The organism is Pontibacter sp. 13R65 (assembly GCF_047525655.1).
Classification (GTDB): Bacteria; Bacteroidota; Bacteroidia; order Cytophagales; family Hymenobacteraceae; genus Pontibacter.
Genome location: NZ_JBLIQL010000003.1, coordinates 434,702 through 449,931, shown reverse-complemented (window position 1 = coordinate 449,931; position 15,230 = coordinate 434,702). Strand labels below are relative to the sequence as shown.

Here is a 15,230-nt window from a genome sequence, read left to right as displayed (position 1 = left end):
GTGCTGATGTTATGTTAAATGGGTATATAGCGTCTCGCGTACAGACTAGTCACGGCTGCGAATAAATATTTACCAGCAGCAGGTAGCAACATGAAGAAATAAAGTTGATTGGCCGACGGTGTAATAGCTTCAAATCTTTTGTAGGCAAGTTGTGCTTAAAGCGTTCGAAATAGGGGGAGCTGCCTTGGTGGCTGTGCTAGTTCACTGTTGAGCCTGATAACCTAACCTAGAGTAGCTGTAGCGGCTTTTTTAGTCGTACAATAGCTCATGGTTGAGTTGAAGATTTCGGAAGGTATATATGCTATGCCCGATGCAATTAACTGCTTTTTATAACTACTATGTCAAAACTCTTCAGCTGGTTAGATAGGAACCAAGATATTGGTGTTTTGCTACTCCGTATCTTCATAGGGTGTCGGCTGATCTATGGTGTACTAGACAATATAATTTATTGGCCGCATATGCTGGAGTTCCGCGATTTCCTGCAGCAGTTTGACTTTCCGTTGCCATTGGCTAGTGCTGTTATATCAGTTTACGCGCAATTTTTAGCTGGTGTATTCGTGTTGGTGGGATGGAAAATACGTTATGCTGCTCTAATATTAATTCTAAATTTTACCATTGCCTTTCTTATGGTAGACCGGCATGGCTCGATCGAAAGCATGACACCAGCACTAGCCATGCTTTTCAGTGCTTTGCTTTTCTTATTTCAAGGCAGCGGCAAATTTTCACTTGACAAACAGTTATAGCCAATATAATTCCCACCTAAATTCAGGACGGAGTCACAACTGCCCTTATCTTTTTATCAGATTATCCCTCGTTTTCGAGTTGGTTGAGCTGTATTGGCAGCCAGTAGTGATATAGTTTACCTGAAATTTACTATATTGAGGTACGGAAGAAAAATTGACAACTCGCACAGGATGTGCTCAAATTGCCTCCGCACATAATGCAGATAAGCGTATGTTTGCGTTTAGCTACTAGTTAGCAAATATAAAAACTATAAAATGAACAAGTACCTTCTGTTCCTTTTGCTCTTCATTCCTGTAGCAGCCTGTACAGACAAAAATGCTACGTTTAATGCACAAGTTAATGAATCAGTAGGTACAGATAATCAGGACTTGTCATTAACTGATTTAAAAGACAGATTTAAGTTTGCAAATCTTAAAGTGTTTGAAATAGATACCTTAAGCTACGGAACAAGACCTGTTAATTACCAAATGCTGGATGAGAAGTACTTTAACAAAGTATGGCAAGAAAAGAAACATAGCTTTGCGGAACAAGACTTCGTGGCAGAGTATTTTCATTCATGGCAAGAGAGAAATCCTGACTTGATAGAATTTACCATACTTACCGAAGACGAAAGTAGTAACTGTACCTTATTGAACTACTGTATTTTTGATAGCGCTGGTAAAGCTGTAGATAAGTTCGTAATAGCTGCAAGGTGTGGAGATGGCGGTTGGGTGTATGATTCCTATGGCAAAGAGATTTCAGATGACACACTTGAAGTGGTTAGTGTAGAAACTGAAAGTGAGTTAATGGCAAGTGGCGGTATAAGTGAAATCGTCGAAGGCGATTCAATTGTAACTCACTTTACCATTGGCAAGGACGGCAAAGTAACTAAGAAGGAAATTTCAAAAACTCTCATAAGAAGAGAAATCAAAAATTAAATGTGCTAACCACGTGTATACTTTATGCTGCTGCTATGCTTTGCACATCGTCTACACGAGGCCGTTAGCTTGTATTAGGACTATGAGAAGGAAACCCTCCAACATCTATTTCTACTTAACAGCCGGAGTTCTTCTTCTGTTTATATTACCATATTACTATCTGTGCAATATTTTAACTTTCAAAAAACAGGGAACAGTACAAGAAGTAACCCAAATTGGGAACACTACCTTTAAGTTGCTAGACCATGAGCTGTGTTCTGTTCAATGCTCGGATGCGCTGCATTGTGAAAATCTATACTTGTACTCAGTTCATTCAGCTAATGATAAAGCAGTTCTTAAGTTTCTGAAAGAGTTCAAGCCCGTTAACGGGTGTTACGCAACGATTCTCCTTCAATCAGGAAACACAGCAAGCAAAGATTGGAAAGCAATTGTATCAGCAAAGCCAGATGAAGTAAACTTTCCAAAAACCGCATTTGCCTTAAACTATAAAGACAAGAGCAGCCTAAGCACATTGGACTTAGTTAATGGCAAGGCAAACGGAATGTTCCGGAAGTATAATTCGGATGGTAGTCTTTTTATTGAGCAAAGAATTGTAAATAATGTAGCTGACGAAAAAAGAATTGTTTATTATCTAAACTACAAGGTTGTACAGGAGTGGAAGGATAACAGGTTAATTTCGGAAGACACTATAAAATAATAAAAGCTAACACGATATTGGTACCATACTTCGGCTACGCCTGGTTCACAGCCGTACTAATCGTTACCAGTAATTTTTAATGAATAAAATAATTGAGCCTTTACCAGAGAATTATAAAGTCCTGAACGGGAAATTTTCAATTTAGAACCCACAACTGTAACAAATGATAAGAAACTAGTTTCCTTTTTATAAAATCACTACGGCTGGTTAAACTGGCGTCCATTATACGCTGCTCCAATTTAGCGCATCACCTTCTAATAATAGGTAGTTGGCTCTTTGCTCAGCCGGATCTATTTAAATTATCATTCTATTGAACGTAAAGCACCTTATACAACAGCAAAAACCATGAAACTAGCAGACGATTTTTTACCAGTGAAAGGCATAGGAGCTGAGTTGAAGAAGTTTCTAATAGACGTAATTCAGGGTCGAATTAAAATTGACTTATCCTAAGTAAGCTTTTTGGCAAAAAAAGGCTTTTATGCTGGTTAGGAGGTACCAGCCTTTGCAAGGCTTCAGCTGAACCATGAAGTGTACACGTGGTTGGTAAATGCTTTATTGATTCTCAAATACTGCTATTGCTCTGACAGGAGAGCCGGTTCCTCCACGAATTTTTAAAGGCAGGCCAATAAAACGAAACCGTCCACGGCCGATTAGAAGATGTAAGTTAATTAAGTTCTCGTAGTGTGTGAAGCCAAGCTCTCCACAAATCCGATGTACCTCTTTGTTACTAATTCCTGAAACTCCTGGGGCCATTGTTTCTACTCCAAAGGCAGAAATTCCTTTGCTCCCTAACCAGCGTGCAGCATCGGCGCTTAATCCTGGGCCATTCCTCCAATCTTCTCCAGCAAAGGCTTTTCTATAGTGGTCGGTATAAAGCAAAACTGTATCACCTTTCTTTATTTCAAGTTCAGCATTGTTACAAGCCTCTTCTATCTCATGTGGCTCAATCAGTTCTCTTAAGCCTTTGTTCGAAAAGTTTAAACATATTCCTTCCGTATAAAACATGGTCAGCGGCATCGTATCAATTGATTGCCCTCTGTTTTGCCGTGCCATGTGATTCAGTGCATCTACATGAGTGCCAGTATGCTCACTTAGCTCTAACTTATTAACACTAGGCGAAACAGTGGTTGAATTAGCAATGCCTTCCCATTTTTCATGGGAGCTATGCATACTTATTTTTACCTCTGGAAGAACTTTATGAACAGGCATCCCTGTAAATATTTCCTGGCTTAAATCTATTATTTCATGCATAGGACTAAATAAGGATGAGTATTATAACGGTGCTGGTATATGCGACATGCAAGGCTTTAGCCGAAGCATGTCGAATATACTGGGTTGTGTGGTGTAGTTATTCAAAATCTCGGTAACGCACCTCTTCATTGATAAACTTCTTAAAACTTGGAAGATTATCCCCTAAAGGTTCATGATTCTTTTCAAAAAAGGTGTAAAGTTCTCTAACTTTCTTATTTTCAGGTTCAAGCTTATACATATGCTGAACAAGGAAATATGCATCGTCCTTAACCTCCTGTTCATAACGCAGCTTAGCTAGAAGGAACATAGCTGGCACATTGGTTGAGTCCAAGTCAAGGCTAGTACTTAAAAGCATATCATAAACATCATTATGCGTATTGTATTGATGCTCCAGAAATTCTGCCAGTGCCAGCATTTCATTAGTATTCATATACTCAAGGGCAAACTCTCCAACACCTCCCAAATAGGGAGCATAATCTGTTCCCTTCCGAATGAAAGGAGACACATCTATTTTAAACATACTAGGAAAAATTTTCTCCGCCTCCTTAAACTTCTTTTCATGAATTAGATTTATAAAAACAATGGCTGAATCCTGCTTTGTAATAGGCTTGCTGATTGTTTTATATTCTTCAAAACTAAATAAGTTCGATTGTTTCTGTTGCACACTTCTACAACTGTAGCAGGTAAAAAGTAAGGCAACTAGAGCAAGTTTAGCTTTCACTTAGGATTTTTTATTATTTCTATTGCACACAACTATGTGCTAAACGGAGTATTCGGTTTATCTGCCCAACGGTAGTCGGATAAACGGAACTTGACTGCCGAATATACTATATAGACGCAGTAATATAAAGTAGCCTGCTGAAAGTTTCTAATAGCGATAATTAACCCTGCGATTCTAACCTTCAGGGTTGAATTTCTCCGACCAAAACTGATACAACAAGCAGGCCCTCAAATTATTCACATGAAATTGGCCTTCCTGAGGGTTTTTTACTGAATTTTCTCATAGGGCTTGCGCAGGCAGATCATCTTCCTGAGCATTTTCTACATCGTACAAGCCTCTATTAGGTGAGAAGGAGTCGCAAGAACAAGGCACCTGTGGCACCTTTCCATAGCTTCTGTTTAACAAAAAAGGCAAATAAACTGGTTTAAGAAAATGCTATTAAATAGAGCATTGAAATGTTTGAGCCTTAATACTACCTTAAAGTAGAATTAACATAAGCGTTATATTATAGCCATAGCTTTGCAGGAAAATCAACCAACCAAAGTTATGACTTTGAAATTTTTTACGCTTTTTAGTAAACAGTTAGCAGTATTACTCTTTTTGCTGCTGTGCTGCTACAAAACAATGGCACAGGCACAAACCATACAAGGTGTTGTGCAAGATTCTAAAGGTTTACCACTTCCGGGTGTAACAGTATTGTTAAAAGGCACTACTACTGGCACTATGACTACGGGCGATGGTACGTATAGCCTCACCAGCCCTCAGCCACTCAGCACGCAAGATGTGCTCGTGTTCAGCTTTATCGGTTTTAAAAGGACAGAGGTTCCATTTGCCGGAAATTTAATTATCAGTGTGAAGCTGCAGGAAGACGATAAAATGCTGAAAGAGGTGGTGGTAACAGCCTTAGGGATAGAGCGGGAGGAGAAGGCTCTTGGCTACGCCACCCAAACCGTTACTGGCGAAAGCCTCACCAACGCCCGTTCCAATAACTTTGCAAGCGCCCTTTCAGGTAAGGTGGCAGGTCTGACTTTAGTGTCACCTGGTTCAGGACCTGTTAACTCTACACGTATATCTTTACGCGGTGATAACTCGCTTGATCCTAATGGAAATAACGCGCTGATCGTGCTGGATGGGGTGCCGCTCAACAGCGACATGACCAGCTCAGGTGTAAACGATGCCTATGGGGCAGGCACAGGCCACGACATTCCAATAGACTTTGGCAACGGTATTGCCGACATTAACCCTGATGACATCGAGAGCATCACCGTACTAAAAGGAGCAAGCGCGGCGGCGCTTTACGGTAGCCGTGCTGCTAACGGTGTGTTAATTATTACCACCAAATCCGGCAGAAGTAGAAAAAAAGGCCTGGGCGTGACGGTAAATTCAAACATTAGCATTAACGATGTGCTGAAGTGGCCGGACTACCAGTATGAGTATGGCCAGGGAACACATGACCTGAACAGCGCTGGTCAGCCCTTCTATTCCTATCAAGCATCAGAGGACGGTAAAAATACAGGCTCCACCAGTAGTGCTTATGGCCCTAAGTTCGACGGACAGTACTTCTACCAGTACGATCCGACACTGGAAGGGCAGTCTGCGGAGCGCCAGCTGTGGAGGCCTTACAAAGACAATATCAAAGGCTTCTTTAGAACAGGATCTACTATAACTAATAGTGTAGCAGTAGATGGAGGGAATGAGAATGCCTCGGCACGCGCATCTCTGACACACTCCAAGAACGAGTGGATAATGCCTAATACTGGTTTTGAGCGCATGACTGCTGCTCTGAGCCTGAATTATAATGTGTCAGATAAGCTCAAGCTTAACTCTAAGGTTAACTTTACGCACAAGAAAAGTGATAACCTGCCTGGCACTGGCTACAGCAACCAGTCTATTGCTTACTTCATGATCTTCCAGAACCCAAACGTGGATTTGGCCTGGTATGAACCAAGATGGAAAATGGGCAAAGATCAGATAGAGCAGATACACCCCTTCAGCTCCTACATAGATAACCCTTATGTAATTGCTTACGAGATGACCAACGCGATGAATAACTATTCTACGGTTGGTAATCTTACGGCCACTTATGAGTTCACGCCAAAGTTAGACCTGATGGTGCGATCTGCTATCACGTCAAGGCAGGAAGATCGTCAGCAGCGGCGTCCGTTTAATACAGCAAACTTCCCTTTCGGCTACTACAAAGAGCAGAGCATTTTCGACTATGAGATCAACAATGACTTCTTGCTTACCTATAAGGAGTCGATCGGCAGCGAGATTGATATTAGAACTTCGTTTGGAGGCAACACCAGACGCGAAAAGTACAGACATTCAGATGGGGTGATTGATGGCTTAGTGAGTCCGGGAGTGTATAAGCTCTCTAACGGCCTCAGCAAGCCGATGATGGCAACATTTCATTCAAACAAGCGTGTAAACAGCCTCTATGGCCTAGCCACATTTTCTTATCAGGACAAGGTGTTTGTGGACGTGACGGGTCGTAACGACTGGTCATCTACCCTGCCGGTGCAGAATAATTCCTTCTTCTATCCTTCCATCAGCTCGAGCTTTATCCTGAGCGATATCTTTACCCTCCCGCGCCAGGTATCCTATGCCAAATTGAGGCTCTCCGCGGCCAAGGTAGGTAACGATACACGTCCTTACAGAACCAGAAAGTACTACGCACAGAGTGACTTCGCAGGTTCCGGTTCTGTGCCTACTACACTGCATAATGAGAACTTCAAGCCAGAGCTTACCACCAGCTACGAGGCTGGTCTGGAGTACAGGCTGTTCCAGGGGCGCCTTGGCATGGACATCACGCTTTACCAAAGTTTCACAGAGAACCAGATTCTGGAAATTCCACTCGACCCTACCACCGGTTACACTAGGGCCGTGATGAACGCAGGAAAAGTGCGCAACCAAGGTATAGAACTGATGGTGAACGCAACCCCGGTAGAGACAAGAGATTTCCGTTGGAATACGTCTGTGGTGTGGTCCAGGAACCGCAACAGGGTAATGGAATTGACCGAGGATCTTGGGGCTGACCAACAAGTAATACACACAGGCGGGCAGGCTAGCATTATTGCCAAAGTTGGCGGAAGCACAGGCGACATCTACGGTTTTGGTTTTGTAAGGAGCCCAGACGGGCAGATCGTTTACGACAAGGCAGGCCTACCGGCTTACCCTGCCGAGACACAGTACATCGGCAATGCTTATGCTGACTGGAAGGCTGGCTTCAACAATGAGGTCTCTTATAAGAACTTCCGCTTTAACGTGTTGCTCGATGGCCAGTACGGTGGCATCATCTACTCACAATCGCACCACAAAATGGCGGAGCAAGGCAAGCTAAAAAGCACGCTTATGGGCCGTGAAGAAGGTTTATTGATCGGTGACGGTGTGGTACAAAATGGTGACGGTACCTACTCGCCAAACACCACCGAAGTAACTCCTCAAGCGTACTACACCCGCTACTACCGTCGCGCCAACGTGGAGTCCAACTCCTTCGATGCCTCTTACCTGAAGCTGCGCGAAGTGCGCCTGGAGTATAACCTGCCAAAGACGCTGCTAGCTAAGACCAAGTTTCTACAGGGAGCAAGTGTAGCACTATACGGTCGCGATCTTGCCATGTTCACCAAGTTCCCACTATTCGATCCGGAAACAGCCGCACTGAACGGCGCTACCATCATGCCGGGCGTGGAAATGGGGCAGATGCCTTCTACAAGAACCATTGGAATGAATGTGACACTCCAGCTTTGATTTAACTCCTAAAAGATAGCTAGGGCTGGCCTGAGGTACCTCAGGCCAGCTTCTCAAAGAATAAATGCAATGACAAGAAGTATAAATAAATTCCTGGCAGTTCTGGTGGTCCTAACCTGCCTTAATGTCTCCTGTACAGATGATTTTGAGGAGATCAATATTAATCCTAACCTCATCGAAAAGATTAGCCCTGGCACATTGCTCAATCCGATCATTTACGAAGTGTCGAACTTTAACGCCAGTAGAAGCAATGGTTTCACGTTTGATCTGATGCAGGTAACGCTGCCATTCCCGAGCGCATCGGGTGGCGTGCACCGGTACGACATTGGAGAGAACTCTGGTAGCTCTACCTGGAATACCTACTACCGCTGGCTTGCCAATATAAAGGAAATGGAGGAGGCAGCCGTTGTTGCAGAAGATCCTAACTATGAGGCGATTGCCCTTACCCTGAATGCCTGGGTATATTCGTTGCTGACTGACTCTTTCGGAGATGTGCCCATGGAAGAAGCATCTCGTGGGGATGAAAAGCTCTTGTACCCTGCTTTTAATACACAGCAGGAAGTTTATACGAAAATACTGTCTGACCTGGAGCGGGCAAACAGCCTCTATGACCTTTCCAGGGGCATGGTTTACGGCACAGATATCCTTTACGGCAACAATGTGGGCAACTGGCAACGGTTTACTAATTCACTGCGGCTGCGCTTATTACTCAGAGTATCCAAAAGGTCTGAAACAAATGCGGAGGCCCGCATGGCCGAGATCGTAAATAATCCAAAAGCAAACCCTGTATTTACTAGGAATGAAGAGGCAGCTATTCTTAAAATTTCAGGTGTTCCACCACTCACCTCGCCGTGGGGCCGTCCGGTTGACTTCAGAACAGGCCGTGCTGCCGGTGCCTTTTTCATCGACAATTTAAATGCGCTAGAGGATCCGCGCCGTTCTAAGTTCTTCAGTGAGGCGACCTCTATCGATGGCAAAACCACAGTAGGCTTCAAGGGCATACCGAGCGGCTTCGACAGTAACGGTGCGCAATTCGACTTCTCCCCATCAAGCCCTAACATTGAATTGGTAACAGCCCCAATGATTTCAATAATCATGAGCTATGCAGAGGTGGAATTTGTTAAGGCTGAGCTGGCGCAGAAAAATATTATAGATGCTGATGCGCAGTCACACTACGAGAAAGGTGTAGAGGCCGCCATTACACAATGGGGTGCCTTGGTGCCAGCTAATTACTTTGATAATCCTGCCGCTGCATACGATGGGACTCTGGAGCGCATCATGCTGCAGAAGTACCTGGCGCTATACTTTACAGATTACCAGCAGTGGTTTGAGTATCGCCGCACTGGCCTGCCCGTGCTGCCTAAAGCAGCAGGTATGATGAACAACCAGCAAGTGCCGGTGCGTTTCCGCTACCCTTCTAATGTGCAGCAGATGAATGGCGAGAACTACAGAAAGGCTGTGGAGCAAATGGGTGGAGACGATATCAACATTAAAGTATGGTGGGAGAAATAAGGCGTATGGCAGCTATGTTTAGGCAGTTTGCACAGCTACTGCCTAAACATAGCAGAAGCAAATTATCCAAATAAAAAAGCCCTTCCGGATGCTTTTTGTGTTTTTCGGGCTATAGGGCTACAGCAGCATTTCAATTTAAACATGAACGGCACAGAAGTCTCCATCGACCTCGCTGCCCATACATTCTTAACATGTCACAAAAAAGAAGAACCTTTCTTAAATCGCTTGGCCTGGCCGGGTTCGGGCTTACGCTCAGCACCGACTTGCTGGCAGCTAAACCAGTTGTAGCAGCCAAAGGCAAAGACTTATCGGCAATCAGCATCAAAGGCAGAGTGCAAAGCCAGGGCAAAGGCATTGCCAGCGTAGCCGTAACCGATGGCATTAACGTTACCCTCACCGACAGCAAAGGCAATTATGAGCTTACCAGTAACGTAACCGCTGATTTTGTGTATGTGTCGGTTCCTCGGGGCTATGCTTTTACCAACGAAAAAGGAATTGCCCGCTTCTATAAAAAAATAGTGCCGGCCAATGGCCGTTTTAAAGCTGATTTCGAACTGCAGAAGCTGTCGCAGGACGATACCAAGCATAACTTTCTGGTGTGGGCCGACCCGCAGATCATTTCTAAGTCGGATGCCGAAGAACTTAAAACCGTCTCAGCTCCCGACACGCAGCAGCTGGTGAAAAGCTATGGTCCCGATGCCCTTTTCCATGGCTTTGGCTGCGGTGACCTGGTGTGGGATAAGTTTGAGCTGTTCGAAGACTATCAGCAGGCGGTAGCTACTACCGGTATTCCGTTTTTCCAGGTTATCGGTAACCACGATATGGATTTGGATGCCCGTACCGACGATCTTTCGGCCCGCACCTTCAAAGACCTCTTTGGCCCCACCTACTACTCATTTAACCGGGGAGAGGTGCATTATGTGGTGCTCGACGATGTGTTCTTTATCGGCATATCCAAAAAATACATTGGCTACCTGACCGAGCAGCAACTGGCCTGGCTGGAGCAGGACCTGGCACATGTAAAACCGGGTACTACAGTGGTAGTAAACCTGCACATTCCGGCCTACACCAAGCAGCACATTCGCAGTAACGAAAAAGAAGAATCGTTAGGTGGTGTGGTTTCTAACCGCAAAGAACTGTACCGACTGTTGTCGCCTTACAAGGCGCATATTATGTCGGGGCACACGCACTTCAACGAAAAGATTATAACCGGCGATAACCTGATAGAGCACGTGCACGGCACTGTTTGCGGCGCCTGGTGGACCGGCCCGATCTGCTACGACGGCACCCCCAATGGCTATGGCGTGTACGAAGTGAATGGCAGCGAGGTGCAGTGGTTTTACAAATCGGTGGGTCACCCGAAGCAGCACCAGATGCGGGTATACCCCATAGGAGCCGTGAAGGAAATGCCACAGCACCTGGCCGTAAATATTTGGAACTGGGACCCCGCCTGGAAAATAGAGTGGCTGGAAGATGGCAAACCTATGGGCGAGATGCAGCGCCAAACTGCCCTTGATCCAATGTCAGTAGAACTGCATTTGGGTTCATCGAAACCTGCCAAGCATAAGTGGGTGGAACCACACCCAACCGATCATATTTTCTTTGCCAAGCCTTCCGCTTCTGCACAGCGTCTCACGATACAGGTAACCGATCGTTTCCGAAACAGCTATAAAGAAGAAGTAGACTTAAAGGAGCTGAGCAGAATGTAGTGGTTCTGAAACCATAAAGGCCGCTACAAACAGCACATAAGCGCAGGAGCTGGGGGAGACCCTGGCTTCTGTGCTTTTTTATTACAGGCTTATACAGCGGCAGTACAAAGCAGCAGTACTAAGCTATAATTTTTAACTGCCCGTGTTTGCCATTGGTAGGCTTGAGTTATTCTAACGCAAGTTGTGCGGTAGCGAAACGTCTTAATATTACTCCGCTATCTCACTTTTGTCATCTTGAAAAGATCTTGTGGGCGAGACGTATAAGCTGCGGCTACTGGCGTTTTAGTATAAGTTTGCATAGCTGCTGCTATTGCTTTAATAAAGTGAAGTTGTTGTATTGCTGGAGTCTTTGTTCTTTTTGTCTTGATACAAAAAGAACCAAAAAAATCAAGACGATTTTGTCTAAAGGGGGCCCCTGCACCCCCACTCGCTGAACGCTCATACAAAAAATCGTCAATCTGTGCACTTGGCAGGGGTGTTCGTCCTGTAATTGCCTGCCGCAATACATTGCTTGGAATTAGCCTTTGAGTAAATTATTCTAATGAAAATGGCCTTCCAGAGGCGAAAAAGAAGCGTATGTCATTGGGCTTTCCTTACGAAGCAGTCTTCTAGTAAGTCATTCATCATTTCTAATTTTTAATTTAGAATGATGCGTAGCCACATCTGGCGCAGCCTTGAATTCTTCTAATGAATTTGCCCTTCCAGAGGTTTTCAGAGGCTGGCCGCTGCTGGGGTTAGTTAGGTTTTTGATGCTTGTGAAGAGAAGAATTTAAAAATTGTTACCACCTGTACTGATAAATTCCTAAATTAAAACGCAGAAAGTTAGAACATCACTTATTCTGCAGAAAGAGAGACAGGAGAGGATTTAGGGTAGAAAGAATCTTTTGATTTTAAACTAGTGAACTATCATTAGTTAGGATCCGAGCTGTTGAAGTGAAGGATTACAGAATGAATAGAGCTTTAAAAATAGGGTATCAACTAGCAACATACGAAGCATATATATCATGATGAACTATAAAAGCTGCCTATGGGTAGGTGTGCTGGCTGCGGCCACTGCTGTGTCAGGTTCTATGGGTTGTTCGCAGAAATCCCAGAAATCGGAACAGGTCTCTTCAGATAACTGGACGAACCTGTTTGATGGCAAAACACTAGACGGCTGGAAGCGGGTGGCAGGGGAGGCACCCTACGAGGTGAAAGACGGAGCCATAGTAGGCACCACCATCGCCAACACCCCCAACACTTTTCTGGTAACCGAAAAAGAGTACGGCGATTTTGTGCTCGAACTGGATGCCATGGTCGAGAGCAATGGAAGCAACTCCGGTATACAAACCAGGAGCCATTTTGACCCGGAGGCCAACAACGGCAAAGGCAGGGTGTATGGCAGGCAGGTAGAGTTCGACCCATCGGAGCGGGCCTGGACGGGCGGCATTTACGACGAGGCACGCAGAGGCTGGCTCTACCCGCTCAGCCTGAACCCTGAGGCCCGGCAGGCTTTTAAAATGGGGGAGTATAACAAAATCAAAATCGAGTGCATCGGCAACGAAACCAAAACCTGGATAAACGATGTGCCGGTGGCTTATGTCGTGGATACCCTCGATCCGAGCGGGTTTATCGGGCTACAGGTGCACTCGATTAATAACGAGGAGCAAGCCGGTAAAAAAGTATTCTTCAAAAACATTCGCATAAAAACCACCGATCTTACACCAACTCCTTTTCCGGCAGGCGTGTACGTGGTTAATAACCAACCCAATGCCCTCACGGCTTACGAGCAGGAACATGGCTGGAAACTGCTGTTCGATGGAAAAACAACGGAAGGTTGGGTTGGTGCCTACAAAAGTTCCTTTCCGGAGAAAGGCTGGAAAGTAGAGAACGGTGCGCTCACGGTACTGCCGTCAGATGGAGGAGAATCGCAGAACGGTGGCGATATTGTCACCTCAGCCAAGTACAGGGCCTTCGACCTGTCGTTCGACTTTAAGCTGACTCCGGGCGCGAACAGCGGCGTAAAATATTTCGTGACCCTGAGCGAGAACAACTCCGGCTCCGCCATCGGGTTAGAGTACCAGATTCTCGACGATGAAAAGCACCCTGATGCTAAAATGGGCCGCAACGGTAACCGGACTCTGGCCTCGTTGTACGACCTGATAACCGCCGAAAAACAGTCCCGCTTTCTGCGCCCGATCGGGGAGTGGAACAAAGGACGTGTGGTAGTGCACCCCAACAATAAAGTAGAACATTTCCTGAATGGCATTAAAGTGCTGGAGTACGAGCGAGGATCTGCCGCGTTCCGGGAGCTGGTGGCCAACAGCAAGTACAAAGACTGGGAAAACTTTGGCGAAGCTACCGAAGGGCATATTCTGCTACAGGACCATGGCGACCAGGTGAGTTTCAGGAGCATCAAGATTAAAGAGTTGAAGTAACACAGCCACAATTGCTACAATGCTGCCCAAAGGTAAAGTAGCCTGAAATGCCTCCGGAAGGGCAAATTCATTAGAATAATTTGACTTGTGAGGCAGGATAGACCAGCAGAGCACCTGTTAAATATAGTACTTGTTCACATCATAGCCATTGCATATGAATACCAAGGATAACAACTCCCGCAGAGAGTTTCTTAAAAAAGCTGCGATCGGCACTGCCGGATTTTCACTTATGGGCTTTAGTGCCAGTAGCTACAGCCGCATATTGGGTGCCAACGATCGGGTGCAGGTGGGCATAGTGGGGTTTTCGAACCGGTTTAAAGACTCGCTTTTTCCGGCCTTTATGAATTATGCCAAGGAGCTAAATTTTGAGTTTGTGGGGGTCTCCGATATCTGGAACCGCCGCCGCGACGAGGCTGAGGCTTTTGTAAAATCTAAGTCGGGTGCTAAGCTGAAGAAGTTCCGGAACAACGACGAGCTTTACGCCAGCAAAAACCTGGATGCCGTGATCATCAGCACCGCCGACTTTCAGCATGCGCTGATGGGAGTGGAGGCCGTGCGAAATGGCAAAGACGCGTACATAGAAAAACCACTGGCCGAAACCATGGAAGATGCACGCGCCATTTTGAAAGCGGTAGAAGAAACCGGCAAAATTGTGCAGATTGGCTCACAGCGCCGCAGTGCCCCCAACTACATAGCAGCCAACGAATACATCCGGTCCGGCAAGTTCGGCGACATAAAAATGGTGGAAATGAGCTGGAACGTAAACCAACCTGGCCGCTGGCGGCTGCCGGAGCTGGTAAAAGAAATCCGGCAGAAGGACACTGACTGGGACCGCTTTCTGATGGACCGCCCCAAAGTGGCCTGGGACCCGCGCAAGTACCTGGAGTACCGCCTGTTCTGGCCTTATTCCTCGGGTATTCCGGGGCAATGGATGTCGCACCAGATAGACACGGTGCACTGGTTTACGGGGCTGGAGTATCCGCGCAGTGTGGTGGCAAACGGAGGTATTTACATGTGGCAGGATGGCCGAGAAAATGCCGATACCATGACCGCCGTTTTCGACTATGGACCCGAAGCAGACCCTGCCAAAGGATTTCAAGTGGTGTACACTTCCAGGTTCAGTAATTCGGCAGGTGGCGTAAAAGAGCTCTACTACTCCAATGGCGGGATGCTAAACCTCGACACCAACAAAGTTACCTCAGAGGGCGGCCTGGCGGAGAGGCAGGCAAGTGCCATGGGCCTGCAGGCAAACCAGCTGGCAGACTTTACTTTGCCGAGCCAGGGAGCAGCCGGTACTGAGGCCAACATGGGAGGCGACCCAACTACCTCGCTCCACATGCGCAACTGGATGGAGTGCGTTCGAAGTAGAAAAACCCCCAACGCTTCAGTAAGAGCAGGCTACAACCATTCCGTGGCTAATATTATGACGCGTATTGCCATGCAAACAGGTAAGCGGGTTTCTTTCGATAAAGCCAAGCAGGATGTGGTAGTGAGCTAAAGCAGTTCTGTAACAGG

At 45.9% G+C, this 15,230-nt stretch carries 10 protein-coding genes; 8 read left to right on the top strand and 2 right to left on the bottom strand.

Annotated elements, in window-relative coordinates:
* The first annotated feature begins 338 nt into the window (after window positions 1-338).
* The 3 genes from ACMA1I_RS06170 (at window position 339) to ACMA1I_RS06160 (ending at window position 2,358) form a co-directional block, all read left to right on the top strand.
* Window positions 339-743 (top strand): DoxX family protein, encoded by a 405-nt coding sequence (locus ACMA1I_RS06170; RefSeq protein ID WP_337067423.1) that lies wholly within the window; start codon window positions 339-341, stop codon window positions 741-743.
* A gap of 255 nt (window positions 744-998) precedes the next feature.
* Window positions 999-1,661, top strand: a complete 663-nt coding sequence (locus ACMA1I_RS06165; protein WP_337067422.1) for a hypothetical protein — start codon at window positions 999-1,001, stop codon at window positions 1,659-1,661.
* An 82-nt stretch (window positions 1,662-1,743) separates the two neighbouring features.
* Window positions 1,744-2,358, top strand: coding sequence for a hypothetical protein (locus tag ACMA1I_RS06160; protein ID WP_337067421.1), 615 nt, complete (start codon window positions 1,744-1,746; stop codon window positions 2,356-2,358).
* Between the two features lie 552 nt (window positions 2,359-2,910).
* Here ACMA1I_RS06160 and ACMA1I_RS06155 read toward each other — a convergent pair.
* Together ACMA1I_RS06155 and ACMA1I_RS06150 are read right to left on the bottom strand one after the other, a co-directional pair.
* Window positions 2,911-3,609, bottom strand: coding sequence for a cyclase family protein (locus tag ACMA1I_RS06155; RefSeq protein ID WP_337067420.1), 699 nt, complete (start codon window positions 3,607-3,609; stop codon window positions 2,911-2,913).
* A gap of 97 nt (window positions 3,610-3,706) precedes the next feature.
* Window positions 3,707-4,330 carry a hypothetical protein gene (locus ACMA1I_RS06150; RefSeq protein WP_337067419.1) on the bottom strand — a complete coding sequence of 208 codons (624 nt, stop codon included), beginning with the start codon at window positions 4,328-4,330 and terminating at the stop codon, window positions 3,707-3,709.
* 546 nt (window positions 4,331-4,876) lie between these two features.
* Here ACMA1I_RS06150 and ACMA1I_RS06145 point away from each other — a divergent pair.
* The 5 genes from ACMA1I_RS06145 to ACMA1I_RS06125 all read left to right on the top strand — a co-directional run bounded on the left by ACMA1I_RS06145 (window position 4,877) and on the right by ACMA1I_RS06125 (window position 15,213).
* Complete coding sequence (locus tag ACMA1I_RS06145; protein ID WP_337067418.1) at window positions 4,877-8,077, top strand: SusC/RagA family TonB-linked outer membrane protein; 3,201 nt, start codon at window positions 4,877-4,879, stop codon at window positions 8,075-8,077.
* 69 nt (window positions 8,078-8,146) lie between these two features.
* Complete coding sequence (locus ACMA1I_RS06140) at window positions 8,147-9,589, top strand: SusD/RagB family nutrient-binding outer membrane lipoprotein (RefSeq protein WP_337067417.1); 1,443 nt, start codon at window positions 8,147-8,149, stop codon at window positions 9,587-9,589.
* Between the two features lie 191 nt (window positions 9,590-9,780).
* Window positions 9,781-11,298, top strand: a complete 1,518-nt coding sequence (locus tag ACMA1I_RS06135) for a calcineurin-like phosphoesterase family protein (protein WP_337067416.1) — start codon at window positions 9,781-9,783, stop codon at window positions 11,296-11,298.
* 1,070 nt (window positions 11,299-12,368) lie between these two features.
* Entirely contained in the window at window positions 12,369-13,715 is a 1,347-nt protein-coding gene (locus tag ACMA1I_RS06130) for a DUF1080 domain-containing protein (RefSeq protein WP_414703873.1), read from the top strand.
* Window positions 13,716-13,869: 154 nt separating this feature from the next.
* Window positions 13,870-15,213: a Gfo/Idh/MocA family oxidoreductase gene (locus tag ACMA1I_RS06125; RefSeq protein WP_337067414.1), complete on the top strand. Its 1,344-nt coding sequence runs from the start codon at window positions 13,870-13,872 to the stop codon at window positions 15,211-15,213.
* Window positions 15,214-15,230 lie beyond the last annotated feature (17 nt).

Coding starts and splice junctions, on each gene's coding strand:
- ACMA1I_RS06165 (WP_337067422.1), top strand. CDS start 999: ATGAACAAGTACCTTCTGTTCCTTTTGCTCTTCATTCCTGTAGCAGCC.
- ACMA1I_RS06160 (WP_337067421.1), top strand. CDS start 1,744: ATGAGAAGGAAACCCTCCAACATCTATTTCTACTTAACAGCCGGAGTT.
- ACMA1I_RS06140 (WP_337067417.1), top strand. CDS start 8,147: ATGACAAGAAGTATAAATAAATTCCTGGCAGTTCTGGTGGTCCTAACC.
- ACMA1I_RS06130 (WP_414703873.1), top strand. CDS start 12,369: ATGGGTTGTTCGCAGAAATCCCAGAAATCGGAACAGGTCTCTTCAGAT.
- ACMA1I_RS06170 (WP_337067423.1), top strand. CDS start 339: ATGTCAAAACTCTTCAGCTGGTTAGATAGGAACCAAGATATTGGTGTT.
- ACMA1I_RS06135 (WP_337067416.1), top strand. CDS start 9,781: ATGTCACAAAAAAGAAGAACCTTTCTTAAATCGCTTGGCCTGGCCGGG.
- ACMA1I_RS06155 (WP_337067420.1), bottom strand. CDS start 3,609: ATGCATGAAATAATAGATTTAAGCCAGGAAATATTTACAGGGATGCCT.
- ACMA1I_RS06125 (WP_337067414.1), top strand. CDS start 13,870: ATGAATACCAAGGATAACAACTCCCGCAGAGAGTTTCTTAAAAAAGCT.
- ACMA1I_RS06145 (WP_337067418.1), top strand. CDS start 4,877: ATGACTTTGAAATTTTTTACGCTTTTTAGTAAACAGTTAGCAGTATTA.